Raw genomic sequence first — 26,397 nt, 5'->3', positions numbered from 1 at the left:
TGCCCACGGCGTCGATACGCTCCCGGGCGGCGGCGGGGTCCCCCCCCCCCCCCCCCCCGAGAACCGTGCAGAGCAGCCGACTGAGCGGTGCGTAGAACCCGGTGGCCGCGGCGTGGATGCCGAGGGCGGAATGCAGCGTGACCACGCGCCAATCACTGTGCTGCCGGGTTCGCACAACGTGGCCCGCTTCCTCGATGCGGTTCAACAGAATCGACGTCGCGCCTGGGCGCCCGCGTTCAAGCACGGCAAGCCCCTCGAACGCGCCGAAGCTGTGTCTCCATCAAACCCGGGGCGAGACACATGGTAAAGATTGCCATCCACACGATAGGGTGGCCCTCGTGGCCGTACGCGAAGAACATTCGGACGAGGTTCGCGACCTTCCGCCACCACCCCGGGAACGGCTTCTCGATCAGCTGCGGCGATATTACCGATCACGACTGAGCCTGAGCGGACTTCAATTCTGGATCTTGTTTAGAGGCCTTCCAACCCTCGCGGCAGCCGCTGCGTTGTTCGTTGCCTGCGGGATCGTGATTGGATGGCGCACAGCATACGACGTGACCCTCGGAATCACATCACCCGCGGACACACGTGTACCGACCATTGCCTGGATGTTGTCTCTAGGCGGTTGGCTAGTCGCGCCGAGCGTTGCTGGCGCAGTCGCCGGTCATATAGTGACAACCTATATTGAGCGACGCCAGCGCCCCGTCACAAGCCTGTTTGATGAGGAGACCAGTGGCTGAGACCATTCCGCTGCTACAGGAGGCGCTTCATTCAGGCGGCGCGTCCAACCTACCCGTCGGTTTCGTGAAGTATTTTGTTAAATTACATAGCGGAGATTGGCGTCTGGCCCAGGATCATTGGGAGCGAATTGTTGAAATGGTTCTCAAAACCGACGCCGTCGAGCGGGCAGCGAGCGGACATCGGGCGATCCATCAGGCGGTACAGGCCACTGTTTCGTTCCTAGAGAACATGGAACGTTGTCCACTCGATCCAACGTCGCCTGCGTCACGACGTCCATGATAGCCACTTATAGAGATTCACTTCCACTGCAGGCGTTCCAGATTACGCCATCACCCTCGACCCGCCCATTGCGGGAGCAGGCTCCGACCGACCCCGTCACGTCAAGAAGGTCTTGATGACGCTAAAATCGACCCTTCGTTAAGGGATTTTCAAGTGCTGGGCTGGAAATAGACAATTACCCTCTGACTCGGAGGGTAAGGATTGTTGAAGGTATCACGCCCCGGCCTCGGAAGGCACTTGCCGGGTGAAGATTACCGCAACATATCCGAAGATCAAGGTGACCGGGACGGACGCGGCGTCGCCAGCCACGCCGACGCCCGGTTCAAAAATTTAACTCTAACCCGCCTGCTATCCACCTCATTGTGCCGCTGGCGCTACGCCGCGAATAACGCCATTCGAATAAGCTTTCGATCTACAGAAATCGCGTACTGGAGTACTCTTCTGTTACGCCAAGTGTGCGGTGCTGTCACGCTCGGCTGGGGCGGCAGAGGAGGGCCACGCCGTGTCTCGCGGAGGTACATTACCTGCCGTTTCCGCCGAGCCCGGCCGGGTCCGGACTACCCCGGCCGGGCATCAGCTCATTGGTAGACGGTGGCCTGGCCATACAGCGGGGTGGTGAAGGAGGAGATGTAGGTGTGCACGTCGGTGCTCGGCAGGTTGTAGGTCATGAAGACGCCGTAGCCGGCCGATACCGTGCGGGTCGCCAGTGCGGCCGCCGTGGTCGACGACGTTCCCTGGATGTTGACCGCGGCGGGTGACAGGTGTGACGCCGTGAGGCCGGGGATCTGGGGCACGATGTAGCTGCCGTAGTAGGGGTTCCAGGCGTAGTCCAGTTGCGCCCCGATCGTCGCGTCGGCGGAGGCCAGGCTGCTCGCGGACGGGCCGATGTTGTAGAAGGACAGCAGCTTGTCCGGCATGGCGGTGCGCAGTGCGGTGATGAGCCAGCCGATCGACTGCGCGTTCGGCTGCGGCGTGCCGTTCTTGCCGTACTCGGCGTACTCGTCGTCGAGGTCGATCCCGTCGAGGCCGTACGTCGACACGGCGGCCGCGACCTGGGCCGCGAAGTCGGCGGCGGCCTCCTGCGTCGTGAAGTTGGCGAAGCCGGCGCCCTGGTGGTTGCCGAGCAGCGACAGCGAGACCTTGATGCCCTTCGCCTGCAGCGGAGCGATCTGGGTGGCCGCGTCGTCGAGGGTCGCCTGCACGCGGTCGTTGAAGTACAGCTGGGCCTTGGTGCCGTCGTAGTTGATGTTCGCGGCGAAGATGATCGCGACGTCGAAGGCGTTCGACCCGTCCGCGAGCGTGTACCGGCCGACGTTGGCGATGTCGTAGTTGTTGACCTCGACGTACGCGATGCTCGTCGGCCCGGACTTCGTCGCGGCCAGGTCCGCCGTGACCGCGTGTGCCTCGCCCGGCACCAGGAGGACCGCGCACGCCACCCCCAGCGCCGCGGCGACGGCTTTGCGGCCGATCCGAAGTGTCATCCCACGCATGTCCACACTCCCGTCGAGCAGACTTTAAATCGAGATCTATCGATCATTGTACGCTCAGATCCGTCTCCACTCGGGCGTCCGGAGTGATCGAATACCGCGGCCTCCGGGACCCGCCGCCTGGGCACGGCGACCGACATCGCGGCCGCGGCGGCGTTCCTGCTCGGCCCGGAGTCGACCTTCATCACCGGTACGGACCTGCTGGTCGGCGGCGGCGTGGTGGCCGCGCTGCGCTCGGGGGCGCTGTCCCACCTGGGTGGTCAGTCGCGGAACACCCCGCCCCCGTTGACGCTCCAGACCTGGCCGCTGACCCAGGAGGCGTCGTCGCTGAGCAGGAAGCAGATGGTCGACGCGAGGTCGTCCGGGCGGCCGAGCCGGGAGAGCGGCGTACCGGCCAGCAGCTGATCCCGGAACTCCCGGCTCAGCGTCGCCAGACCCGTCTCGCTCAGCACCGCGCCGGGGCTGACGCAGTTGGCGCGGACCCCGTCCTTACCGTACGCGCTGGCGATGTGCCGGGTCAGCGCGTTGATGCCCGCCTTGGACGCCGCGTAGGCGGGGCGGACCGGCTCACCGACGCGGGAGGCCTCCGAGGTGGTGTTGACGATCGCGCCACCGCCGGCCGCGATCAGGTGCGGGAGGGCGTGCTTGCCGATCAGGGCGAAGCCGATGAGATTGGCGCTCAGCGTCCGGTTCCAGATGGCGATGTCCATGTCGAGCAGCGGGCCGTCGTTGCCGAGCGTCTCGGGCGACAGGTCCGCGGCGACGTTGGCCACGCCGTCGAGCCCGCCGAGCTCGGTGACCGCCCCGGCCACCAGCGCCTCGACGGAGTCGGCGTCGGTCAGGTCGAACCGGGCGGCGACCGCCGATCCCCCGGCGTCGTTGATCTCCTTCGCGACGGTCCGGAGACCGTCGATGTTGATGTCACCGAGGTAGAGCCGGGCGCCGGCGGCACCGAGCCGCCGGGCGGTGGCGGCGCCGATGCCGGTCGCCGCACCGGCCACCAGGACGCGCTTGTCCCCGAGTCCCCGCATGCGGGTCACCACCCGACCAGGAGGCGTTCGAGGCCACCGATGATGAGGCCCTCCCGGCGCGGGAGCTCGCCGGGCGGCACCGCCAGCACGAGGTCCGGGACACGATCGAGCAGCACGGTCAGGGCGATCTGCAGCTCGGTGCGGGCCAGGGCCTGTCCCAGGCACGAGTGCGGGCCGACGCCGAAGCCGAGGTGCGGGTTGGGCAGCCGGGTCAGGTCCATCCGGTCGGCGGCGGCGAAGGCGTTCTCGTCCCGGTTGGCCGCCGCGAGGCTGCTGATCACCGTGGTGCCCGCGGGCAGTTCGGTGCCGCCGACGGTGACCGCCTCGCTCAGGTAGCGCGGCATGCCGAAGCCCGGATTGGCGTCGAAGCGCAGCACCTCCTCGACGGTGCCGCGCACCAGCGACCGGTCGGCGCGCACCTGCTCCCAGAGGCCGCGGTCGGCGAGCAGCATCGCCACCATCTTGCCGATCATGTTGGCCGTCGTCTCGTGGCCGGCGATCAGGAGCGCCTGGGCGGTGCCGATCAGCTCGATCTGCGAGAGCCGGCCGTCGTCCCGGTCGGCGACGGCGATCAGCTCGCTGATCAGGTCCTCGCCCGGCTGGGCGCGCCGGCCCTCGACGTGGGCCCACATGTACTGCCCGAACTCCAGCTGCGCCGCGTCGATCTCGGCCTGGCCGTACCGGGTGAGGCTGAGCATCGTGTCGGACCAGTGGGCGAACCTCTCCCGGTCGGTGTCCGGAACCCCGAGCAGATCGCAGATGACCCAGACCGGAAGGGGGAACGCGAACGCGCTGACCAGGTCGGCCGGGGCATCACCGGCCAGCATCGCGTCGACGAGCTCGCCGGCCATCGCGGTGATGCGCGGGGTCATCGCGACCATCCGCTTGGCGGTGAAGTAGCCGCCGACGAGCCGCCGCCATCGCCGGTGGCCCTCGCCCGCCGAGATGGACGACGTCTCAGCGCCGAAGACGCCGCCGGACTCGTTCGCGGTCACCCGGGCCGCGCCGGCGGCGTCGAGCTGGCGGGTGAACCGTGGATCGCTGAGCACCTGTTTCACGTCGTCGTACCGGGTGAGCAGGCACGCCTCGTCACCGCTGGCCAGTCGCACACGGGCGACCGGGCACGTGTCGCGAAGTTCGGCCCACTCCGGCGGTGGCTCCAGCGCGGCGGGCAGTTCGAACGGGTACTGCGGCAGGTTCCTCGTGGGGTCCACCATCGCCTCAAAGTAAGACGACTCTCTTATTAAGACAACCCCCTTACCTTTTTATGTACGATTCCCGCAGCTCACGTGAGGAGAAGGATGCCCACCAACTCCGCGCCGACCCGTTCCCCGCGCAGCGGCAACACCCGGCTCCTGATCCTCACGGCCGCCGAGCGACTGTTCGCCGTCCACGGCATCGCCGCGGTCTCCAACCGGCAGATCTGCGAGGCCGCCGGCCAGGCGAACAACTCGGTGATCGCCTACCACTTCGGCACCCGCGACGACCTGATCCGCGCCATCGTCGCGCACCACCAGAGCGACATCGAACGCCGCCGCGACGCCATGCCGCCGAGCACCACCCCGTACGACGGGGTGGTCCGCCTGGTCAGGCCGATCCTCGACCACTACGCGGCCCTGGGCCGGCCCAGCTGGTACGCCCGGTTCGCGGCGCAGGTCACCACCGACCCGGCCCTGCGCCACCTGGTGATCGACGAGGTGATGGCCCAGCCCTCGATGCGCCGGGCGCTGGCCGACCTCGGCCGGTACACCGCCGACCTCCCGCCGCACGCCCTGCGCCAGCGAGCCGACATGAGCCGGCTGCTGATCGTCCACATGTGCGCCGAGTTCGAGCAGTCCCTGGCCGACGGCACCGCCGACACCACCTGGGACCAGACCGCCGAGGTCCTGGTGGACGCGCTGCTGGACATCATGAGTCACGGTGTCCGGGATAGATCAGGTTCGTAGGAATCGGCCGCCAGGCGTAGCCGAAACTGCCGGTCAGTCGCCTGTGGGACTACCTCGGCGAGCGGGCCGGGGTTCGTACGGTCGGGGCCATGCCCACTGCATCCCCGTTGCGCGGCGCGCAACGGGACACGATTCTGGTGCGTCCCGAGCCGCGGCCGGACGCGCAGCGAACCCTGGTGTGTCTCGGCTTCTGCGGGGGCGGCACCGGGACATACCGGGCCTGGCTCTCCTGCCTGGACGCGGCGACCGAACTGGTGCTGGTCTGCTATCCCGGCCGGGAGGGGCGCTTCGCCGAGCCCTTCGCGGCCGACTGGGACAGCCTCGCGCGCGACGCCACCGACGCGGTGGCCCGGCTCGCCCGCGACACCGCGGACCGGCCCTACCGGCTCTTCGGCCACAGCATGGGCGGATGGATGGCCTTCGAGGTGGCCGTACGGCTCGCGGCGCGGGGCGTACGGCCACCGGAGGGCCTCATCGTCTCCTCCTGCAACGCCCCGGACCGCGGGGTCACCGACCGGGACCGCTTCCCCCGGCTGGAGGACCCGGAGGAACGGTTGCTGGACTGGATGGAGACGATCGGCGCGCTGCCGGACTACGCGCGGGAGGATCCCGACCTGCGGGAGATGGCCGTCGAGCTGATGCGGGCCGACATCCGGGTACGCGACTCCTACCGGCCCGACCCGGACGTGACGACCCGGGTCCCGGTACGGGTGCTGCGCGGCGAGGACGACGCGGCCCTCGACCCCGACGTCGCCGAGCGGTGGCGACGGTGCGCGCCCGGCGGGGCGACCGTCACCGACCTGCCGGGCGGGCACTTCTACACGCGCCCGGTGTGGGAGGAGCTGCCGGCCCACTTCCTGGACGGGAGCGGAGTCCGATGACGATCGACTGGATCCGTGAGCCGGGCGCGCCGGTGACCGCGCACGCCATCCGGATGCACGACGAGAACAGCGACACGCTGACCTTCCCCGGCCTGCTCGTCGACAACGTCCTCGCCGCCCACGGCCGTGACCCGTACCGCGGGGACCGAAGGATCGTGGTCGGCATGGGCGATCCGGTCGCCCTCGCCGACTGCGTGCCGGCACTCGCCCACGCGTCCTCGTAGGGAGCTGGAGATGGACCTTCTCGACCGGTTCCGCGCCGCCGTCGCGCGGCACCCCGACCGCGAGGCCGTGGTGGCCCCGGACGGCACCACGGTCACCTTCGACGAACTGCACACCCGGGTGCGGCGGCTGAGCGGCGCACTCGTCGCGGCCGGCGTCGCCCCCGGCGACCGGGTGGGCGTGTGCCTGGCCCGCGGGCCCGGCTTGCTGACCGCGCTGCTCGGGGTCTGGTCGGCGGGCGGCGCCTATGTGCCGCTCGACCCGGCCTACCCGCGAGCGCGCCTGGACCTGATGGCCGCGGACGCCGGTCTGGCCGTGGTGATCGCGGACGACCCCTGGCCGAACGGCATCCGCACGGTACGGCCGTCCCCCGCCGGCGACGTCCGTACCGGAAGGCCTGAAGTGGTCGTGCCACCGGGCGCACCGGCCTATCTCATCTACACCTCGGGCTCCACCGGGGCACCGAAGGGCGTGAGCGTGAGCCGGGCCGCGGTGGCGCACCTGGTCGACGCGCTCACCGCGGCCGGCGCCTACCCGGCAGAGCCGGCCCGGGTGGCCTGGAACGCCAGCGTCTCCTTCGACGCCTCGGTGCAGCAGTGGGTACGGGTCTGCCGCGGCGACACCGTGCTGACCCTGACCGAGGAGCTGCGCGGGGACCCGGCGGCGCTCGCCGACTTCCTGGTCGCCGCCCGCGCGACCGACCTCGACTGCACGCCCTCGCACTGGTCGGTACTGCGCGAGCGGGTCGGCGCGGCGGCGGAGCGGCTACCCGGCGGGCTGCGGCTCTTCGTCGGCGGCGAGGCGATCCCGGCGGAGATGTGGCGCGACCTCGCCGGGGACGGCGCGATCCGGGCCCTGAACCTCTACGGCCCGACCGAGGCGGCGGTGGACTCCACCGTGGCGGTCGTCGACGGCGCCGAACCGCACCTGGGGCCGCCGCTGCCCGGCGTCGGCGCGTACGTGCTGGACGACCGGCTCCGGCCGGCCGGCGAGGGCGAGCTGTACCTCGCCGGTCCCGGTCTCGCCCACGGATACCACGGCCGGGCGGGGCTGACCGCGGCCCGGTTCCTGCCGGACCCCGCGGGCCCGCCCGGCGCGCGCATGTACCGCACCGGCGACCGGGTGCGGTGGCGGGCCGACGGGAGCCTCACCTACCTCGGCCGGGTGGACCACCAGGTGAAGGTGAACGGGTTCCGGGTGGAACTCGGCGAGATCGAGGCGACCCTGGCCGCCCATCCGGCGGTCGCCGCCGCGGTGGTGGCGCTGCGGGAGCACCCGGCGCGGGGCCGCAGTCTCGCCGCCTACTGGGTGCCGGCCGCCGGTGCACCGGCCGATCCGGCACCGCTCCGCGCCCACCTGCGGGAGCAGCTGCCCGAGCATCTCGCGGCACTGCCGCTGACCCCGCTCGACGCGCTGCCGCTGGGCGTCGGCGGCAAGGTGGACCGAGACCGCCTGCCGGACCCGGTCGAGTCGGCCGACGGCGACTTGCCGGCGGGTGACCTCGAAGTGTCCATCGCGCGGGCCTGGGAGCAGGTGCTCGGCCGGGAACGGGTGCTCGCCACCGACGACTTCTTCGCCCTCGGCGGGCACTCGCTCGTCGCGCTGCGGGTGGTCGCCGACCTGAAGAAGCGCCACGGCGTGGTGATCCGGACCCGTACGGTCTACGAGTACCCGCGCCTGCGGGACCTGGCCAGCTTCGTAGCCAGGTCCCAGCGAGCGGGGTGACGACCTCAGCGCGGCCACCACAGGTCGTCCGGGTCCAGGGCGCCCACCCCGTACTTGCCCAGAGCGGAGACGAGCAGCCGGGTCTCCAGGGCGATGCACTCGGCCAGGCGCACCAGGCCGTCCTGCGGGTCCTCGGCGACCGCGAGCAGGGCCGCCCGGCCGAGCCCGGCCGCGGTGGCGCCGAGGGCGAGGCAGCGCACCAGCCGGCTGCCCTCCCAGATCCGACCGGTGACCAGCAGGTTCCCCTCGGGCTGGCCGATCCGGCGCAGGCACTCCCCCAGCGGCAGGCCGACGTGGTCGAGGAAGGCGGTCGGCGCCCAGCCGGTGCCGCCCTCGGCCCCGTCGACGGTGACCGCGTCGGCACCGGCCCGCCACGCGGTCGCCGCGGCCAGGGCGACGTCGCGGCCCGGGTGGAACTTGACCCAGGTACGGGCCCGCGGATAGTTGTTGCGCATGAACCGCAGCTGCTGGCGGACGATCTCCTCGGTGAACGTGCCGGGCGTGGCGCAGCGCAGCACCTTGGTGCCGCCGTCGCCGAGCACGTCGCGGATGGCGAACCGGTCGGCGAGCAGCGCGGCCTGCGCGGCGTCCAGCACGGTCATGCCGCCGAGGCCCGGTTTGGCGCCCTGGCCCACCTTCAGTTCGAAGCCGAGCCGGCCCGACTCCAGCAGGGGCGCGACGGCGGGGTCGGTGTAGACGAGGTTCCACACCTCGGCGTCGGCGTCCTCGGTGGACTGCTGCACGACGATGCCGCCGGTGCCGGGTCCGGCCTCGTCGAGGTAGGCCCGGATCCGCGCGATGATCACCGACGGCGTACCGGACGCGGCGGTGCCGTAGCCGTGCACCGAGACGGTGTTCTCCCCGATCACCATCGGGATGCCGAGCCGTCCGGCCTGCCGGCTGGCCGCCACCGCGAGGTCGCCGCTGGCGATCCGGGTCGAGCCGAACGCCGACAGGAACAGCGGCAGCGGGCTGGCGAACCCGCCGATGTCGGTGCGCAGGTCGACGTCGTCGTAGTTCGGCTCCCGGCCGAGTTCGATCAGCGTCTCGAGGCGGCGGGGCATGAAGACGGGTGGCACGATGCGGGCGTCGTCGAGGTCGTCGGTGGGGCAGGCCGCGCCGAACGTACGGTTGCCGTAGTCGGCCACCGCCGGGAACGCGTCGGCGGTGCCGGTGCGGGCCCGGGCCCGTACCCGGGTCTCCGGCAGGGCGGTCACGGGGTCACCACGCCGGGCAGCTTCGGGTAGGCGCTGACCTGCCAGAGCGCGTCGAGGCCGGTGAGGAACCGGGTCAGGCGCTCCACGCCCATGCCGAAACCGGCGCTGGCCGGGATCCCCCTGCGGGCCTCGTCGAGGTACCAGGCGTACTTCGCCGGGTTCTCCCCGCTCTCGCGCATCCGGGTGACGATCGTGGCGTAGTCGGACTCGCGCTCGCTGCCGCTGACCAGTTCGCCGTAGCCGTCGTGGGCGAGCAGGTCGAAGTTGCGCAGCCGCCGCGGGTCGTCCGGGTCCCGCCGGTCGTAGAAGCCGCGGGAGCCCAACGGGTAGTCGGTGACGAAACACGGCCGGGTCAGCGCCCGGGAGAGGCACTCCTCGGCGACCCAGTCGATCTCGGTGTCGGGGCTCTGGACGTGCCCGAGCGCGGCGAGCCGGTCCACCGCCTCGGCGTGGGTGCACCGGTCGAAGTCGCCGGCGAGCAGCTCGTCGAAGACCCGCCGGTCCCGGCCGAGGCCCTCCAGCACGTCGGGCAACCGGTCCCACACCCGGGTGACCACGGCCTTGAGCAGGTCACGGGCGACCCCCATGGCGTCGGTACGGGTCGCGCCCGCGATCTCCACGTCGATCTGGTGGAACTCGACCAGGTGGCGCCCGGTGGCGGCGGTCTCGACCGGTTCGACGCGCACGTTCGGCGCGATGTAGAACAGCCGGTCGAACCCGTTCAGCGAGGCCTGCTTGTACAGGATGGCGCTGGTCATCAGCCGGTAGCGGTGGCCGTAGAAGTCCACGTCGAGGGCCTTGGCGCCGCGGCCACCGGGGTCGGTGACCGGCCCGAGCAGCGGCGGCAGCAGCTCGGTGAACCCGTCGGCCCGCAACATGTCCCGGGCCGCCTGCAAGGCCTCCTGCTGGACGAGGGTCGCGGCGCGGAGCCGGGCCGAGCGCAGATGTTCCCCGAGCGGGAGCGGGGCGGTGGGGAGGGCGGTGGTGGTCATCGGGTCGTCTCCAGGGGTCGGTGGTCGAAACGGTCGGCGACCGCGCGCAGGGCGCGCAGCAGTGCGGCGGAGCTCATCAGGCGGTCGGGCGGTGCGTCCGGGCGTACCGGCATGGCGCCGGTGGCCACCCAGCGCAGCCGGCCGGCGGCGTCCACGGTGCTGCGGGACCGGCCGGCGTTGTCCGGGTGCAGGCAGAACGGCACGTCGAGGTGACCGCGACGGAAGGCGGTCAGCAGGGCCCGCCCGACGTCCGCGCTGTGACCGAGGGTGACCTCGATGAAGGTGCGGGCCTCGGCGTACACGTCGGAGTCGGGGTCGGCGGGGCCGGTGGCGCCGTCGGAGAGCAGGGCGGCGACGGCGGCCCGCTCCAGCGCCCGGACGTTCTCCTCGACGGTGGGGATGCGCTGGGCCTCGGCCACCGTCTTGACGATCAGCCGTTCGGCGCCGGCCCGCACGGCGAGGCGGGCCGAGTCCTCCAGCAGCAGCCGGGCCCCGCGCGGGGTGCCGGGGAAGACCCCCATGTAGGTGTAGACGACGGTGTGCCAGTCGACATCGGCCGGCAGGAACTCCCCGGCCAGCCGGCGCAGCGCCCGCACGGCCCGTTCGTCCTGGGCACTGTCGGTCTGCTGGGCGTAGCTCAGCGACACGCTGCGGATGCCGTGCTGGACGAAGAAGAGCGCTTCGAGGAGGCTGATCGCCACCAGCAGACCCGGCGGGCAGAGCTGGCCGAGCAGGCAGCCGCCGAAGGTCTCCAGGTGCGGCCGGCGGGGCGGCGGGGCCAGCTCGGCGAGCAGTTCGCAGCCGCGCGCCCAGCGGGCGACCGACTCGCGCAGCGGGGTGCGGCCGTACGGCAGGCAGTAGGAGACCGGGCCGCCCTCGGTGGCGTCCAGGCCCACCGCGGCGGCGGCCCGCACGATGTGTTCCGGGCGCGACGAACCGTGGCGTACCTGCACCGGGAAGGTGTCGTCGGCGATGCCGTGCAGCAGCGCCCGGGTCCGCTCCACCGGCAGGTCGACGAGCGGGTAGCCGTTGAGCGGTACCCCCGCCGCGAGGGCGTCGCGGACCGCGGCGTGGTCACCGAGACGGGTGTAGCTGTCCAGCGTCAGGGTGCCGACGGTGCAGGCGGCGGCGAACTTGGTGCGTTCCAGACCATGGCGCATCCGGTACGGGTCACTGAAGCCCATCCGGGGCTGGACGACGAGCCGCCCGGCCCGCGCGGCGCCGGCGACGAAGGAGCCGAAGGACCCGGTCACGGTACGTGCTCCTCGATCCGGGCCGGGCGCGCGGCCAGCCGGTCGAGCAGGGCGAGCAGGGCCGTGGCGTCGCCGTCCTGGTACACCTCGGTGTAGCCGGCGGCGCGCAGCCGCGCGACGGCGTCCGGGTCGAGCGGGCCGGCCACACCGAGCTTGCCGCCGATGACGGCCGGCACCGCGGCGAGCTGTGGGTGGGCCCGGAGCGCCGTGATCACCGCGAGGCCGTCGCGGTGGCCGTGGCCGTTGACGCTGGAGACCACGACCAGGTCCGGGCGGTGCCGCCGGCACGCGGTGACGAGCAGGTCGCCGGTGACGCAGGGCCCGGCGTTGACCACCCGGTGGCCGGCCTCGGTCAGGTAGAGCTCCAGGTAGACCAGGTTCCAGGTGTGCGAGTCCGACGCTCCGCCGGCCACCAGCACGGTGAGTCCCGGCGCGGGGTCCTGCGCCGGGGTCAGCACGCCGGGGACCAGGCGGCCCGCGCCAGGTTCAGCACGCGGAAGCGGTTGTCTTCGGGGCGGCGCACCGACGCCGGGCAGACCAGTCCGTTCTGCAGCAGGCCGCGCAGGACCCGGCCGCAGTGGGCGAGGGTCAGCCCGGTGCGGTCGGCCGCCTCGGTCAGGTCGAAGTCGCCGTCGCCCGCGGCGAGGGTGCCGAGGATCCGGGTCTCGTCGCCGGTCAGGGCGCCGACCCGGCGCTCGACGCCGTCGCGTACCCGGGCGCCGTCGTCGGCGCAGGCCAGGTGCCCGAGCAGGCCGCCCGGTTCGGACAGGCACCGGCGCAGCGTCGCCAGGTCGTAGACGGCGAGCCACCAGGCGGCGGCCCGCAGCGCGGCCGGCATCCCGTCGACCGTGCGGCAGATGTCGGCGACCGCGGGCGAGTCCGCGGCGGTGAGCCGGTAGTCGGGCCGCACGCGGTCGATCTCGGCCAGCAGTACCCGTACCGAGGGAACCTGCCGCAGCCGGTCCGGGTCGGACTCCAGGCCGGGGGCCGGGATCTCCAGCGGGTACAGGGTGTGTACCCGTTCGCCGGGCACACCGGGGGCGCGTTCGGAGGTCGTCAGCACCCGCAGTCCGGGGCAGTCGCGCAGCAGCTGGGCCACCCGGCCGGGCCGGGCGGGTCCCTTCGCGCCGTCCACGACCAGCAGGGCCGGCCGGTCCGCGACCAGGGCGACGAGGTCGTCGGCTGCGTCGTCGGCGGTGAGGTCGGCGGCGGTCGCGGCCGGGCCGTACAGGTGCCCGGCGGCGGCGCCCACCACGGCGGGCAGCCCGTCCGGGCCCGAGGGCGGGCCGTACTCGTTCTCGACGTCGTCGGGGAAGGCGTGCCACAGCACCGGCAGCCGCTCCTCGCGCAGCCGGGTGGCGACCTCGACGGCGAGGCGGGTCTTGCCGACGCCGCGCAGGCCGGTGATGCCGACCAGCCGCTCGGTGCCGGTGGTGAGCTGCGCCCGCAGGGTCGCGGTGATCGTCTCGCGGGCGATGATGGGGCGCGGGGCCCGCGGTGGGCCGGGTGGATCGGCGTCGAGGTCGGCGGCGAGGCGCCCGCCGAGCCGGCCGGCGTGGGCCGCCTCGTGCAGTTCGGCCCGGGCCCGCGGGCCCAGCCGCAGCCCGTCGGCGATCAGCTGGACCGTGTCCCGGCGGGGATGGCGTACCCGGCCGCTCTCCAGGTCGCGGATGGCCCGCTCGCTGATGGTGGAGAAGTCGGCGAGCTGGCGCTGGGTGAGCCCGCTGCGGGTGCGATGGACACGCAGCAGCGTGCTGAAGCCGGATATCGGGGTGTCGACGCCGTCCATACCGGTCCCTTCATCTCGTGGTCGGTTCATCTCCTGTTCGGTGAGGCCATCGCAACGGCCGCCGTTATCCCTCCGGCATCCCCGCCCCGATCGCTTATCCCGGCGTGGGATAGCACGGAGATGCGTCGCGGATGGGGCCACTTCATACCGTCAAGGCATCACAGCGGGTGACAGCAAGAAAGGTGACGACGATGACGGTCAGGGCGCGCAGGGCGACGGCGGGGATGCTGGTCACAGGGTTCATCACGGTGCTGCTGGGCTTCGCGTTCAGCACTTTCAGCACGCACGTCGAGCAGCACGCTTCGGCAGCGGCATCACTCACGGTGACCGTGACGCAGAACGACCCCTGGGACTGACGGGCCGGTCTACAGGCGGGACAGCTCCCGCCGGACCGCCTCGGTCCCGGCCCGGTCCATGATCCGTTCGCGGATGGCCAGGGCCTGGGAGAAGTACTCCCGCGCCGGCCCGGTACGGCCCAGGTGGGCGTTGGTCTCGCCGAGGTCGCGCAGCAGGTGCCCCTCGCCGATCACGTCGCCGATGCCGCGCACCATCTCCAGCGCCTCGGCGAACCGGTGCAGGGCCCGGGCATGCTCACCGCGGCGGCACAGCATCTGTCCGGTACGCCGTACGGTGCGGGCCTCCCCGCCGACGTACCCGATCTCGCGGTAGATCGCCAGGGCCTCGTCGAGCTGGGCCGAGACGGTGCCCATCTCGTCCCGCCGCATCCAGATGTCGGCGCTCTGGATCAGCACCCCCGCCTTGCCGACGACGTCGCCGACGTGGTCGAAGTCCCGCAGCGACGTCGCGTACAGGGCGAGGGCGGCGTCGTCGTCGCCCGCCCGGCGGGACAGCAGCGCCAGGTCACGCCGGCACAGTCCCTGGCCGTGCCGGTCGTCCAGGTCGAGGAAGGTGTCCAGTGCGCCGCGCAGCGCGTCCGCGGACCGCTCCGGCTGACCCCGGCTGAGGTAGAGGGTGCCGAGGGAGGTCAGCACGGCGGCGGTGCCCCGCCGGTTGCCGGCCCGGCGCACCGCCTCGAGGGCCGTGTCGTGGGTCCGCTCCCAGAGGTCGTGATAACCGCGCGACTCGAAGAGGGTGACCAGGGTGGTGGCCAGGTCCCAGCAGAGCTCGTCGAGCCGGCTGCGGGCGGCCTGGTCGACGGCGCCGCAGAGCCCGGCCTGCTCCCGGTCCAGCCAGTCGAGCGGATCGGCGAGCAGCGCCTTCTGGTATTCCCGGGGCGGCTGCCAGCGCGGGGCGTGACCGTGCAGCACGGTGTAGTCGCCGCCGTAGACGGCACGGTGGGCCTGCTCAGCGAGGGCGAGCCAGCCACCGAGCATCCGGATCTCGGCGTCGGCGCGTTCCAGGGTGTCCTCGTGCTCGTCCAGCCGTTCCCGTACGAAGAGCTGGATGATCTCGTGGAAGCGGTAGCGGAACTCGCCGGTGGGCTCGACCGAGGTGACGTCCAGCAGCTGCACGTCGACGAGGGGTTCGAGCAGGTCGGCGGGCTCCGGGCGGCGATCGTCGAGCAGTGCGCCGGCCAGCCAGCCCGGCACGGTGGGCCCCGGCACCAGGCTGAGCAGTCGCAGCAGCCGCCGGTCGGCCGGCTGGAGCCCGTCGTAGGTGAGGCCCAGGGTGGCCCGGATGGTCAGCTCGCCGTGGGCCAGCTCGTCGAGCCGGTGCCGTTCGTTGGCCAGCCGGTGCACCATCGAGGCGAGGGTCCAGTGCGGGCGCGCGGCGAGCCGGGCGGCGACGATGCGCAGGGCGAGCGGCAGCCCGCCGACGGTGCGTACCAGGGCGAGCGCCGCCTCCCGTTCGCGGTCCACCCGGTCCCGGCCGACGACCCGGGCCAGCAGCTCCAGGGCCTCGGCGGGCGCGAGCGCGTCGAGCTGGAGGCGGGCCGCGCCGGGGAGCGCGGTGAGCCGGTTACGGCTGGTCACCACGACGGCGCTGACGCCGGCGCCGGGCAGCAGCGGGCCGATCTGGCGTTCGCTGGCGGCGTCGTCGAGCACGATCAGCACCCGCCGGTCCGCGAGCAGCGTGCGGTACATCTCGGCCCGCTCGTCGACCGGGTCGGGGATCAGTGAGCCGGGGATGCCGAGGGCCCGCAGGAACCGGCCGAGCACCGGCGCCGGGTCGAGCGGCTCGAGGGCGGCACCGCGCAGGTCGCAGTAGAGCTGGCCGTCGCGGTAGTGCTCGGCGGCGATGCGGTGCGCGACGTGGGTGGCCAGGGCGCTCTTGCCGGTGCCGGGCCGGCCGGCGATGACGACGACCGGGCCGGAGCGGGCCCGCGAATCGGTCAGCAGCGCCTCGACCCGCCGCACCAGGCCGCTGCCGACGTAGTCGGGGGTGTCGGCCGGCAGTTGCCGGGGGCGTTCCTGGCCCAGCGGGCGCGGTGCCGCCACCTCCGGTTCGGCGGCGGTCTCCACGGGAGGGGGTTCGGGGGTGCCAGGCAGGTTCAGGGCCGGGTCGTTGTGCAGGATCGCCGTCTCCAGCAGGCGCAGCGCATCGCCGGGTTCGAGGCCCAGCTCCTCCATCAGCAGCACCCGCCCGGCCCGGTGGACGGCGAGTGCCTCGGACTGACGGCCGGAGCGGTACAGCGCCAGCATCAGCTGCCCGCGCAGCTGTTCGCGCAGCGGGTTCTCGTCGACCAACCGGCCCAGTTCGCCGACCAGCTGGCGGTGCCGGCCGAGGTCCAGTTCGAGACCGAGGTAGGTCTCCACCGCCACCAGCCGCTCCTCGTCCAGGTGGATGGCGCGGTTGCGCAGGTTCGGCCGGGTGATACCGCTGAGGCTGGGCCCCCGCCACAGCCCGGCGGCCCGGCGCAGCGACTCGGCCGCCTCGGCGGCGCGCCCCTCCTTGACCAGCACCCGCGCCCGGCCCAGCTGCCGCAGGAACAGGTGCAGGTCGATGATCTCCTCGTCGACCTGGAGCATGTAGCCGGGCGGGCGGCTCACCACGTCGGCGGGCAGGCCGGGCCCGGAGAGCGCCTTGCGCAGCCGGGACACGCAGATCTGCACCTGGATGCGCGCGGTGTCCGGCGGTTCGTCGCCCCAGAGCGTGTCGACCAGCTGTTCGATGCCGACGATGCGGTTGGCGTCCAGCAGCAGGCTCGCGAGCACCACCTGTTGCCGGCCGGTCGGAATGGTCACCACGGCGCCGGGCGCGCCCACCTCGATCGGGCCGAGAATCCGAAACAGCGGACCTGGTGACGCATCAGTCATGAACTTCCCTTTGCTTCGGACACGCTACCGACAGTTAAGTCGATTAATCGAGGAACGTCCATCCACCGCTGGTGGATCGGGGAGATAACGCGGGGATAAGCCGGAATTGGAGTCATGGCCCAGGCTGGTGTCACGCAATGCCGGAAAGGTGGCCACCATGCCGAGTACCGCCATAACAGCTATCGGACAGGACCATGTTCGGCTGTCCTATCTATATCTGGACAACGGAGATATAGAAGGATTTGAGTCACTGTGGGACGCCGGTGTTCCGCCGCGCGGCGGGCGGACCGGTGACCGGCACCTCATCTACAAGATGGTCGCGGCCGACGACTGCGTGGCCGTGATGGGCCGCCTGGTCGGCCCGCCGGACGTCGACTTCGCCGACTTCTTCACGCTCTCCGACGAGGGCCTGCTGCTGGGGTGCCGGCGCTACCACTTCGTCGACGCCCCGGACGCCGGGTAGCTGCCTGCGCAGCTGCCGGTCACCGCCCCGGCGGGCTCATACGGTCACAGGGACCCCAAGACGTGACGAGTCCGAGGTGGATGACCGATGGCGGTGAATGTGTATGCCGAGCACGTGACGGCACGGATGCGGCGGCTCGCCGCCGCGGCGCCCGACCGTGTCGCGGTGCGCGCCGGTGCACGACGGCTCTCCCGGAGCCGGCTCGACCGGCTCACCGACGCCCTCGCGGCCCGGATGTGCGGACGCGGGGTACGCCCGGGTGACGTGGTCGCGGTCCGCTGCCCCGACCGGCTGGCACAGGTCACCGGAATGCTCGCGGTCTGGAAGGCGGGCGGCGTCTACCTGCCGCTCGACACCGCCTGGCCGCCGGAGCGCACCGAGGCGGTGCTCGCCGACAGCGGTGCCGTCCTGGTCTGGGAGGGCGCGGACGACGGTGCCGGCCGGGAACCCCCGCACACCCCGGCCGCCGGCGCCTACCTGATCTACACCTCCGGCAGCACCGGCCGGCCCAAGGCGGTCGCGGTCGGCCACCGGGCGCTCGACCGGCACCTCGCCGCGATCGCCGCCCGCTTCGGCATCACCGCCGGCGACACCGTGCTCGCCTTCGCCAAGCCCACCGCCGACGTGTCGATCGAGCAGACGCTCACCGCTCTCGCCGTCGGCGGCACCCTCGTGCTGCCGGAGAACGACCTGATGTCGGCCGGGGAGTTCCTGCGCCTCGTGGACGACGGCGGGGTCACCGTGGCGAACCTGCCGGCCGCGTACTTCCACGGCGTCGTCGACGCGGTCCGGGCCGGCCGGGCGGTCCCGGCGTCGCTGCGCACGATGATCTCCGGTAGCGACCGGCTCTCCCCGGAGGCCGCCGCGACCTGGACGGCGCTCACCGGCGTCCCGCTGGTCAACGCGTACGGCCCGACCGAGACCGTGATCACCGCGACCGTCCACGACGTCACCGGCCCCCGCGCCGGCACCGTCCCGATCGGCACGACCGTCGCCGGGCGCGTCGCGTACGTGCTGGACGACCGCCTGCGCCCGGCCGAGAGCGGCGAGCTGTACCTCGGCGGGGACGTCCTCGCCGACGGCTACCTGGGCCGCGGCGGGCTCAGCGGCGAGCGGTTCCTGCCCGACCCGTTCGCGGGTGAGCCGGGTGAGCCGGGTAAGCCGGGTAAGCCGGGTGAGCCGGGTAAGCCGGGTGCCCGCATGTACCGCACCGGCGACCGGGTCCGCCGCGACGGTGCGGACCTGGAGTTCCTCGGCCGCGTCGACGACCAGGTGAAGGTCCGCGGCTTCCGGGTCGAACCCGGCGAGATCGAGACCGCGCTCGCCACCCACCCGGCGGTCGCCACCTGCGCGGTCGCGCTCGACGAGGCGCCCGGCCGGGACGCGCGGCTGGCCGCCTATGTCACCGTGACCGGCGCGGCACCCGACTACGCCGCGGTGCGGGAGTTCCTCGCCGGGCGACTGCCCGAGCACATGATCCCGGCCAGCCTCACCGTCCTGGACGCGCTGCCGACCACCCCGAACGGCAAGGTCGACCGGGCCGCCCTGCCCGCACCCGCCGCCGCACCCGGCGCCGCCCCGGCCGCCCTGCGGACCCCGGCCGAGCAGCTCGTCGCGGGCATCTGGGCCGATGTGCTGGGCCGGGACGCGGTCGGGGCCGACGACAACTTCTTCCACCTCGGCGGCGACTCGCTCACCGCCGTACGGGTGGCCGGCCGGGTCTTCGAGGTCTTCGGGCCCGTCTCGCCGTACCTGATCTTCGACGCGCCGACCCTCGCCGCCTACGCCGACGCCGTGCGGGCCCAGTTCACCGACGGTGACGAGCGCCCCGGCCCGGTCCGCGAGCACGCCACCCGGGCACCGCTCTCGCCGTTCCAGCGCGGCCTGTGGCTGCACGAGTGCTGGCAACCCGGCACCGCCACCTACAACGTGCCGTGGGTGTTCACGTTCGACGGCCCGATCGACGCCGGCGTGCTCGGCGAGGCCGTCCAGGCGCTCACCGACCGGCACGAGATCCTGCGCACCACGTTCGACCTCGCCGACGGCTACGGCGCCCAGGTGATCCACCCGCGTCTGGCCGCCGACTACCGGGTGGCGGAGACCGGTGACGTGGAGGCGCTGATCCGCCGTACCGCGCAGGAGCCCTTCGACCTGGCGACCGGCCCGCTGCTGCGCGCCCGCCTCCTGGTCACCTCGCCCGAGCGGGCCGACCTGGTGCTGGTCTTCCACCACCTCGTCTGGGACGAGTCGTCGCTGCCGGTCCTCGACCGGGAGCTGCGCGAGCTGTACGCGGCCCGCGCGGACCGGCGCCCGGCACGACTCGCCGACCTGCCCCTGCAGTACGCCACCTGGCTCGACCGGGCCGGCACCGCACCGCGGCACCTGGCGTACTGGGCCGACCGGCTGCGCGACGTCCCGGCGAACCGGGTGCTGACGCCGGACCGGGAGCGGCCCGCCGATCCCGCCCGCCGGCTCGGCCACACCCGCTTCGACCTCGGCACCGCGCTCGCGGCCCGGTTGCGGCGGCTGGCCCGCGACCAGGACGCCACCCCGTTCATGGTGCTGCTCGCCGGCCTCGTCGCCGCCGCGCACCGCCGTACCGGCCACCGCGACCTGGTGATCGGCACCCCGGTGAGCGTCCGCGACCGCGCCGAGTTCGACGGGCTGATCGGCTACTTCATCAACCTGATCCCGCTGCGGTTCCGGGTCGAGCCGGACATGACGTTCCGGGACCTGCTCGCCCACGTCCGCGGGGTCGCCCTGGACGGCTACCGCCACCAGCACGTGCCGTTCGACCTGATCACCGACGCGGCCCGGACCGGCGACGCGCTGTTCCAGCTGGTCTTCGAGGCGCACCCGGCGGGCCCGGCGGCGGCACCGATCGGCGGCGCGGAGGTGTCGCGGCGGCTGCACGTCAACGAGCTCTCCCGGTTCGACCTGTCGTGGTCGGTCGAGGACGACGGCACCGGCTTCACCGGGCGCATCGAGTACGACACCGACCTGTTCGACCCGGCCACCCCGGCGGCCCTCGGCGACGCCTGGGCCGCCGCGCTCACCGCCGCCGCCGAGAACCCCGACACCCCGGTCGGGCCGTCCCTGGTCGACCTGATCACCCGGCACGCCGGACCGGCGGTGGCCCTCGCCGACGGCGACACCGAGGTCACCTACGCCGGCCTGGCCACCGAGATCGACCGGACGGCACGGGTCCTCACCGCCCGCGGGGTGCGCGCCGGGGACCTGGTCGCCATCGCCCTGCCGCGCGGCGCCGCCATGGTGACCGCCCTGCTGGGGGTGCTGCGCGCCGGAGCCGGCTACGTCCTGCTCGACCCCGAGCTACCGCCCGGCCGGCGGGCGGCGATCCTCGGCGACGTCCGGCCCGCCCTCGTCGTGGACGCCCCCGTCACCGGCACCGGCGCCGGTCCGGTCGCACCCGTCGCGACCGGCCCCGGCGACGTCGCCACGGTCATGTTCACCTCCGGGTCCACCGGCCGGCCCAAGGGCGTCGTCGTCCCGCACCGGGCGCTGCTGGCCACCTACCTCGACCAGACGTACACGGACTTCGACGCGGACCAGGTGTGGCTGCAGTGCTCGCCGGTCTCCTGGGACGCGTTCGCCCTCGAACTGTTCGGCGCCCTGCTCCACGGGGCCACCTGTGTGCTGCACCCCGGGCAGCGCCCCGACCCGGAGACCGTCGAGCGGCTCTGCCGGCGCCATCGCGTCACCCAGCTCCAGCTCTCGGCGAGCCTCTTCAACCTGCTGGTGGACGAGTTGCCCGAGACGTTCGCCGCGTTGAACGTCGTCTTCACCGGCGGCGAGCACGCGTCCCCCGTACACGTGAACCGGATCCTGGAGCGTTACCCGTCCCTGAGGGTGGTCAACGGCTACGGTCCGGTGGAGAGTCTGGGGTTCACCACCACCCATCCACTCACCGCCACAGCACCCGGCACGGCCCGGGTCCCCGTCGGCGTCCCGGTCAGCCACAAGGGGATCCGGGTCCTCGACGGCAAGCTCGAACCCGCCGCGCCGAACACCGACGGTGACGTCTACTGCACCGGCGAAGGACTCGCCCACGGCTACCTCAATCAGGCCGGTCTGACTGCGAGCCGGTTCATCCCCGATCCCACCGGGTCCGGCGCGCGGCTCTACGCCACCGGTGACTCCGGCCATTTCGATACCGAGGGGCGGCTGCACATCACCGGCCGCACCGACCAGCAGATCAAGATCCGTGGTTACCGGGTCGAGCCCGCCGAGATCATCGCGGTCCTCCAGAGCCTGCCCGGCATCCGGCAGGCCGCGGTGACCACCGTCGACGGACAGCTGCACGCCTACGTCACCGGCGACGCGTCACCCGCCGACGTCCCGCAGCGGCTGGCACACCACCTTCCCCACTACATGGTCCCCAGCACCATCACCCACCTCGGCCAGCTCCCGCTCACCGCCAACGGCAAGCTCGACGCAGCCCGGCTGCCGGCACCCACCGTCGGCCCACCGGCGACGGCACGGGAGTGGACCGACACCGAACGGCTGGTCGCCGAGGTCTGGGCCGAGGTGCTCGGGCCGGCGGAGATCACTCCGGACAGCAGCTTCTTCCGCCTCGGCGGCAACTCCCTGGCCGCGGTACGGGTCGCGATGCGCCTGTCCCGCCGCACCGGCACCCGGGTCCCGCCGAGCCTCGTCTTCACCGCGAAGACCGTGAGCGCCCTGGCGACGGCCCTGAACCCGACGGAGGACGCGTGAACACGCAGACGGCCCCGGTCTCCAGCCTCCAGCGCGGACTGTGGTTCATGGAGCAGTGGAATCCCGGCGCGGCGACCTACCACACCGCGTGGACCCTGACGTTCGACGGACCCGTCGACCCGGCCCTGCTCGGCCGGGCCCTCCAGTACCTCGCCGCACGCCACGAGGCCCTGCGCACCACGTTCTCGCTCGGCCCGGACGGCCCGGTCCAGCACGTCCACGCCGACGGCCGTATCCCCCTCGACGAGGCCACCACCCTGGAACAGGCCCGCGAACGGGCCGCCGCCACCCGGTTCGACCTCACCGAGGGACCGCTGCTGCGGGCCACCCTGGTACCCGAACCCGCCGCCCTCGTCCTCGTCGTCCACCACATCATCTGGGACGGCTGGTCGGAGGAGCTCTTCGACCGCGAACTCGCCGCCACCTACACCGCCCTCGCCGAGGGCCGCGCCGTCGGCCTGCCGGCACCCGCCACCCAACCGGCCGAGCACGCCCTCGCCGAGGCGCGGGAGTCCTTCGAGGAACACCGCGAGTTCTGGCGGGAGACCCTCGACGGCGCCCCCGCCGAGCTGACCCTGCACGCCGCCCGGCCCCGCCCGCCGGCGCAGACCTTCACCGGCCGCACCCGCCCGTTCGCGCTGCCGGCCGGCACCACCGACCGGCTGCGGGCCCTGGCCGCCGAGACCGAGTCCACCCCGTTCGTCGTGCAGCTAGCGGCGTTCGCGATGCTGATCGGCCGGCACAGCGGCGCCCGCGACCTGGTCATCGGCACCCCCATGACGGTGCGTCACCGGCCGGAGCTGGAGACCGCCCTCGGCTGCTTCGTCAACCTGGTGCCGCTGCGGGTACGCCTCGACCCGGGGGCCACCTTCCGGCAGCTGGTCGAGGGGGTACGCGACACCGCGTTCGACGCCTACGCGTACGCGGAACTCGCCTTTGATGCGATCGTCGAGACGCTGGGGCGGGATCGCAGCGCCCGGCACGCACCTCTCGTCCAGGTGGTGTTCGGCGCGCACGCCACCGGTCCGGAGCCCCTGCGCTTCGGTGCGGTGACCGCGACGGCCCGGGTGTTCGACGTCGGCACCAGCAAGTTCGACCTCACCTGGTCCACCTTCGACGACGGTGAGCTGCGCGGCGAGGCCGAGTACAACACCGACCTGTTCGACACCGCCACGGTCGGCCGGCTCGCGGCCGACTGGCGGGCCGTGCTGCACGAAGCGCTCACCGACCCCGACACGCCGCTGTGGCGTCTCGCCCCCACCGACCGCACCCCGCCCGCCGGGGCCGATCCGGGAGATCCGGCCCGCTGCCTGCACACGGCGTTCGAGGACGCCGTCGACCGCTATCCCGACCGGGCCGCGCTGAGCCACGGCGAGCTCACGCTGACCTACGCCGAGGTCGACGTCCGGGCGAACCGGCTCGCGCACGCCCTGATCGCCGCGGGGGTCCGCCGCGGCGACCGGGTCGGCCTGTACCTCGACCGCACCCCCCACATCGTGGTCTCGATCCTCGCGGTGCTGAAGGCGGGCGCCGCGTACGTGCCGGTCGACCTGACCGCGCCGGCCGGGCGGGCCGCGTTCGTCTTCGCCGACACCGGCGTCGAGGTCGTCGTCACCGACCGGGGCGACGACGCCCCCGCCGGGCCGTGGCGCCGCCTCGACCCGGCCGCCGTACCGGCCGCACCGTCGTCGCGCCCGGGTGTCCCTGTGTCGCCGTCCGACGTCGCCTACCTCATCTTCACCTCCGGGTCGACCGGCGTCCCCAAGGGCGTGGCCGTGGCCCACGAGCACGTCGGCCGCCTGATGAGCACCGGCCGGGAACACTTCCGCTTCGGGCCCGCCGACGTGTGGACGCTGTTCCACTCGTACGCCTTCGACTGGACCGTCTGGGAGCTGTGGGGCGCCCTGCACCACGGCGGCCGGCTCGTCGTGGTGCCCTACCTGCTCAGCCGCGACCCGTGGGCGTTCGCCGCGCTGCTCGGCGCCGAACGGGTCACCATGCTGTGCCTCACCCCGTCCGCGCTGCGGCAGCTGGAGGCGGTGCTGCCCGCCACGCCCGCGCCGCTGCCCTCGGTACGCCGGGTGATGCTCGGCGGCGAGGCCCTCGACCCGGCCGTGGTGCGCCGCTGGTTCGCCCGTCCCGGCGCGCCCGCGCTGTGCAACCTGTACGGCATCACCGAGACCACCGTGCACGTCACCACCCACGACCTCGACGGCGCCGCCGGGTTCGAGCGCAGCCTGATCGGGGACGCCATGCCGCACCTGGCCGCCCTGGTCCTCGACGAGCGGCTGCGGCCGTGCCCGGTGGGCGTGCCGGGCGAGCTGTACATCGCCGGCCACAGCCTCGCCCACGGATACTGGGGCCGCCCCGGGCTCACCGCCCAGCGGTTCGTCCCCGACCCGGCCGGCCGCGCGCCCGGCGGTCGCCTGTACCGCACCGGCGACGTCGCCCGCCGCCTGCCCGGCGGTGGCCTGGAGTACGTCGGCCGCTGCGACCACCAGGTGAAGATCAACGGGTACCGGATCGAACTCGGCGAGGTCGAGAACGCCGTCGCCACCCACCCGGCGGTACGCACCTGCGCGGTCACCGTCCACCGGGAACAGCTGGCCGCCTACGTCACCGTCGAGGGCGCCGCGCCGTCCCTCGCCGAGCTGCGCACCTTCCTGGCCGCCGCGCTGCCCGCCTACATGATGCCGGCCACGGTGACCGTGCTGGACGCGCTGCCGACCACCGTCAACGGCAAGGTGGACCGGGCGTCGCTGCCCTCCCCCACCCTCGACGCACCGGCCGACACGCCGTCCGAGGCGCCGCGCTCCGCGGAGGAGACCCTGGTGGCGCAGACCTTCCAGGAGGTCCTGGGAATCGCCGGGGCCGGGCGCGCCGACGACTTCTTCCGCCTGGGCGGCGACTCGATCCGGGCCGTACGCCTGGCCGCCCGGCTGCGCGAGGACGGCTGGACGCTGTCGCTGCCGGACCTGTTCGCCGCGCCGACGGTCGCGGGCCTCGCCGGTCTGCTCACCCCGGCCGAGGCCGGCGCCGACGCGCCGACCGCGGAGTTCTCCGCGCTGCCCGCGGCCGACCGCGACGCCGCGCTGCCCGGCGGGGTGGTCGACGCCTACCCGATGGTCTCCATGCAGCTCGCCATGATCTACCACATGGAGCTCTCCGGCGACGCCGGCGGCTACCACAACGTCAACAGCTATCGGGTACGCGGCACCCTCGACCCCACGGCGCTGCGGGACGCCGTCGCCGGGGCGATGGCCCGCCACCCGGTCCTGCGCACCAGCTTCGACCTGTTCACCTACAGCGAGCCGCTGCAACTGGTGCACGGCCGCGCGCCGGTGCCGCTGGACGTCGAGGACCTGCGCGGGCTGGACGACGCCGCCCGGCACGCGGCGGTCACCGCGGTCTTCGACGAGCTGTGCGACACCCGGTTCGACCTGCGCACCGCACCGCTGTTCCGGGTCGTCGCGCAGTACCTGGCCGACGACGTCTTCCAGCTGACCCTGGCCGAGCACCACGCCATCCTGGACGGCTGGAGCTTCACCTCGCTCTTCACCGAGATCCTCGAACGGCACGCCGGCCCGGCCGGGCCGCCCGCGGCGCCGCCGGAGACGACGTTCCGGGATTTCGTCGCCGCCGAGAAGGCCGCCGAACGCTCCCCCGAGACCGCCGCGTTCTGGCACGACCGGCTCGCCGGCGCGACGGGAGCCCTGTTCGGCGCCCCGTCCGATGAGGCCGAGGTGCCGCGGACGGTGGAGCACGTCATACCGGACGCCGACCGGGTCCTGCGGGCCACCGCGACGGCGGCCGGCGTGCCGGTGAAGGCGGTGGCGCTCGCCGCGCACGTGCTCGCCCTGTCGGAGCTGACCGGGCTGCGGCGGCTCACCACCGGCCTGTCGGTCAACGGACGCCTCGAGCGCCCCGGCGGCACCGACTGCTACGGGCTCTTCCTGAACACCGTGCCGCTCCCGGTCGACCTCGACGAGGCCGGCGACGGCCTCGACCTGGTACGCCACCTGCACCGGGCGGAGACCGCGCTGCTCCCGCACCGCAGGATGCCGTTCGCCCGGCTGGCCCGGTTCATGACCGGCACCCGCCTCGACGCGAACTTCGCGTTCCTGCGCTTCCACTCCCTCGGCCGGGTCACCGGGGCCGCCGGGAGCATCGTGGACGACCGCATCGGCTGCGAACCGACCATGCGGTACGAGCCGACCGACTTCTCCCTGGGCGTGGCCCTCGTGCAGGACCCGTCCTCGGGGCGGGCCCTGCTGGCCGTGGACCACCTCACCCGGCAGGTCTCCGACCTGGACGCCGACCGCTACGCCGCCGCCTACCTCGCCGCCCTGGCGCGGTTCGCCGCGCCGATCCGTACCCCCGCAACGATCTGAACCACCGAACCGAGAGGGACATGCC

General features: G+C 73.0%; 18 protein-coding genes and 2 pseudogenes. 11 read left to right on the top strand and 9 right to left on the bottom strand.

Annotated elements, in window-relative coordinates:
- Nucleotides 1-116: 116 nt before the first annotated feature.
- Both AB0M08_RS37420 and AB0M08_RS37415 read left to right on the top strand, forming a co-directional pair.
- Nucleotides 117-740 (top strand): DUF6313 family protein, encoded by a 624-nt coding sequence (locus tag AB0M08_RS37420; RefSeq protein ID WP_364504369.1) that lies wholly within the window; start codon nucleotides 117-119, stop codon nucleotides 738-740.
- Entirely contained in the window at nucleotides 733-1,020 is a 288-nt protein-coding gene (locus tag AB0M08_RS37415) for a DUF6313 family protein (RefSeq protein ID WP_364504321.1), read from the top strand. Before AB0M08_RS37420 ends, AB0M08_RS37415 begins: the two co-directional genes overlap by 8 nt.
- A 578-nt stretch (nucleotides 1,021-1,598) precedes the next feature.
- Here AB0M08_RS37415 and AB0M08_RS37410 read toward each other — a convergent pair.
- On the bottom strand, nucleotides 1,599-2,501 hold the full coding sequence (locus AB0M08_RS37410) for an endo-beta-N-acetylglucosaminidase H (RefSeq protein WP_364504318.1): 903 nt from the start codon (nucleotides 2,499-2,501) through the stop codon (nucleotides 1,599-1,601).
- Between the two features lie 123 nt (nucleotides 2,502-2,624).
- Between AB0M08_RS37410 and AB0M08_RS37405 the strand changes: the two are divergent.
- Nucleotides 2,625-2,714: pseudogene (locus AB0M08_RS37405) on the top strand (short-chain dehydrogenase); the annotation flags it as partial.
- 53 nt (nucleotides 2,715-2,767) lie between these two features.
- Here the strand turns inward: AB0M08_RS37405 and AB0M08_RS37400 are convergent.
- Nucleotides 2,768-3,538 (bottom strand): SDR family NAD(P)-dependent oxidoreductase, encoded by a 771-nt coding sequence (locus AB0M08_RS37400; RefSeq protein WP_364504315.1) that lies wholly within the window; start codon nucleotides 3,536-3,538, stop codon nucleotides 2,768-2,770.
- A gap of 5 nt (nucleotides 3,539-3,543) precedes the next feature.
- Nucleotides 3,544-4,755 carry a cytochrome P450 gene (locus AB0M08_RS37395; protein ID WP_364504312.1) on the bottom strand — a complete coding sequence of 404 codons (1,212 nt, stop codon included), beginning with the start codon at nucleotides 4,753-4,755 and terminating at the stop codon, nucleotides 3,544-3,546.
- A gap of 84 nt (nucleotides 4,756-4,839) precedes the next feature.
- On the opposite strand from AB0M08_RS37395, the gene AB0M08_RS37390 reads away from it, so the two are divergent.
- The 4 genes and pseudogenes from AB0M08_RS37390 (at nucleotide 4,840) to AB0M08_RS37375 (ending at nucleotide 8,312) form a co-directional block, all read left to right on the top strand.
- Nucleotides 4,840-5,484, top strand: a complete 645-nt coding sequence (locus tag AB0M08_RS37390) for a TetR/AcrR family transcriptional regulator (RefSeq protein ID WP_364504309.1) — start codon at nucleotides 4,840-4,842, stop codon at nucleotides 5,482-5,484.
- Between the two features lie 89 nt (nucleotides 5,485-5,573).
- Nucleotides 5,574-6,365 (top strand): alpha/beta fold hydrolase, encoded by a 792-nt coding sequence (locus AB0M08_RS37385; protein ID WP_364504306.1) that lies wholly within the window; start codon nucleotides 5,574-5,576, stop codon nucleotides 6,363-6,365.
- A gap of 92 nt (nucleotides 6,366-6,457) precedes the next feature.
- Nucleotides 6,458-6,589 (top strand): annotated as a pseudogene (locus AB0M08_RS37380) (TauD/TfdA family dioxygenase); the annotation flags it as partial.
- 10 nt (nucleotides 6,590-6,599) lie between these two features.
- Nucleotides 6,600-8,312: a non-ribosomal peptide synthetase gene (locus AB0M08_RS37375; RefSeq protein ID WP_364504303.1), complete on the top strand. Its 1,713-nt coding sequence runs from the start codon at nucleotides 6,600-6,602 to the stop codon at nucleotides 8,310-8,312.
- Between the two features lie 5 nt (nucleotides 8,313-8,317).
- Here AB0M08_RS37375 and AB0M08_RS37370 read toward each other — a convergent pair whose 3' ends face one another.
- Genes AB0M08_RS37370 through AB0M08_RS37350 form a run of 5 tightly spaced genes read right to left on the bottom strand, consistent with a single transcriptional unit; the run spans nucleotide 8,318 to nucleotide 13,563 of the window.
- Complete coding sequence (locus AB0M08_RS37370; protein WP_364504300.1) at nucleotides 8,318-9,529, bottom strand: glutamate synthase-related protein; 1,212 nt, start codon at nucleotides 9,527-9,529, stop codon at nucleotides 8,318-8,320.
- On the bottom strand, nucleotides 9,526-10,521 hold the full coding sequence (locus AB0M08_RS37365) for an asparagine synthetase A (RefSeq protein ID WP_364504297.1): 996 nt from the start codon (nucleotides 10,519-10,521) through the stop codon (nucleotides 9,526-9,528). Before AB0M08_RS37365 ends, AB0M08_RS37370 begins: the two co-directional genes overlap by 4 nt.
- Nucleotides 10,518-11,774 (bottom strand): methylaspartate mutase, encoded by a 1,257-nt coding sequence (locus tag AB0M08_RS37360; RefSeq protein WP_364504294.1) that lies wholly within the window; start codon nucleotides 11,772-11,774, stop codon nucleotides 10,518-10,520. Before AB0M08_RS37360 ends, AB0M08_RS37365 begins: the two co-directional genes overlap by 4 nt.
- On the bottom strand, nucleotides 11,771-12,232 hold the full coding sequence (locus tag AB0M08_RS37355; RefSeq protein WP_364504291.1) for a cobalamin-dependent protein: 462 nt from the start codon (nucleotides 12,230-12,232) through the stop codon (nucleotides 11,771-11,773). Before AB0M08_RS37355 ends, AB0M08_RS37360 begins: the two co-directional genes overlap by 4 nt.
- Nucleotides 12,226-13,563 carry a helix-turn-helix domain-containing protein gene (locus tag AB0M08_RS37350; RefSeq protein ID WP_364504288.1) on the bottom strand — a complete coding sequence of 446 codons (1,338 nt, stop codon included), beginning with the start codon at nucleotides 13,561-13,563 and terminating at the stop codon, nucleotides 12,226-12,228. The genes AB0M08_RS37355 and AB0M08_RS37350 overlap by 7 nt, the downstream gene beginning before the upstream one ends.
- A gap of 191 nt (nucleotides 13,564-13,754) precedes the next feature.
- Here AB0M08_RS37350 and AB0M08_RS37345 point away from each other — a divergent pair, with 191 nt between their 5' ends.
- Nucleotides 13,755-13,919 (top strand): hypothetical protein, encoded by a 165-nt coding sequence (locus tag AB0M08_RS37345; RefSeq protein WP_364504285.1) that lies wholly within the window; start codon nucleotides 13,755-13,757, stop codon nucleotides 13,917-13,919.
- A gap of 9 nt (nucleotides 13,920-13,928) precedes the next feature.
- On the opposite strand, the gene AB0M08_RS37340 is transcribed toward AB0M08_RS37345, so the two are convergent.
- Nucleotides 13,929-16,781, bottom strand: coding sequence for a BTAD domain-containing putative transcriptional regulator (locus AB0M08_RS37340; protein WP_364504282.1), 2,853 nt, complete (start codon nucleotides 16,779-16,781; stop codon nucleotides 13,929-13,931).
- Between the two features lie 157 nt (nucleotides 16,782-16,938).
- Between AB0M08_RS37340 and AB0M08_RS37335 the strand changes: the two genes are divergently transcribed.
- The 3 genes from AB0M08_RS37335 to AB0M08_RS37325 all read left to right on the top strand — a co-directional run bounded on the left by AB0M08_RS37335 (nucleotide 16,939) and on the right by AB0M08_RS37325 (nucleotide 26,372).
- Complete coding sequence (locus tag AB0M08_RS37335; RefSeq protein ID WP_364504279.1) at nucleotides 16,939-17,244, top strand: hypothetical protein; 306 nt, start codon at nucleotides 16,939-16,941, stop codon at nucleotides 17,242-17,244.
- Nucleotides 17,245-17,331: 87 nt separating this feature from the next.
- A complete protein-coding gene (locus AB0M08_RS37330; RefSeq protein WP_364504272.1) occupies nucleotides 17,332-21,981 on the top strand; it encodes an amino acid adenylation domain-containing protein in 4,650 nt (1,549 codons plus the stop codon).
- Complete coding sequence (locus tag AB0M08_RS37325) at nucleotides 21,978-26,372, top strand: amino acid adenylation domain-containing protein (RefSeq protein WP_364504269.1); 4,395 nt, start codon at nucleotides 21,978-21,980, stop codon at nucleotides 26,370-26,372. The genes AB0M08_RS37330 and AB0M08_RS37325 overlap by 4 nt, the downstream gene beginning before the upstream one ends.
- Nucleotides 26,373-26,397: the final 25 nt, after the last annotated feature.

The organism is Actinoplanes sp. NPDC051851, assembly GCF_040681165.1.
Classification (GTDB): Bacteria; Actinomycetota; Actinomycetes; order Mycobacteriales; family Micromonosporaceae; genus Actinoplanes.
Note: the sequence above shows the minus strand (reverse complement) of the source record. Positions and strands in the feature narration are given on the sequence as shown.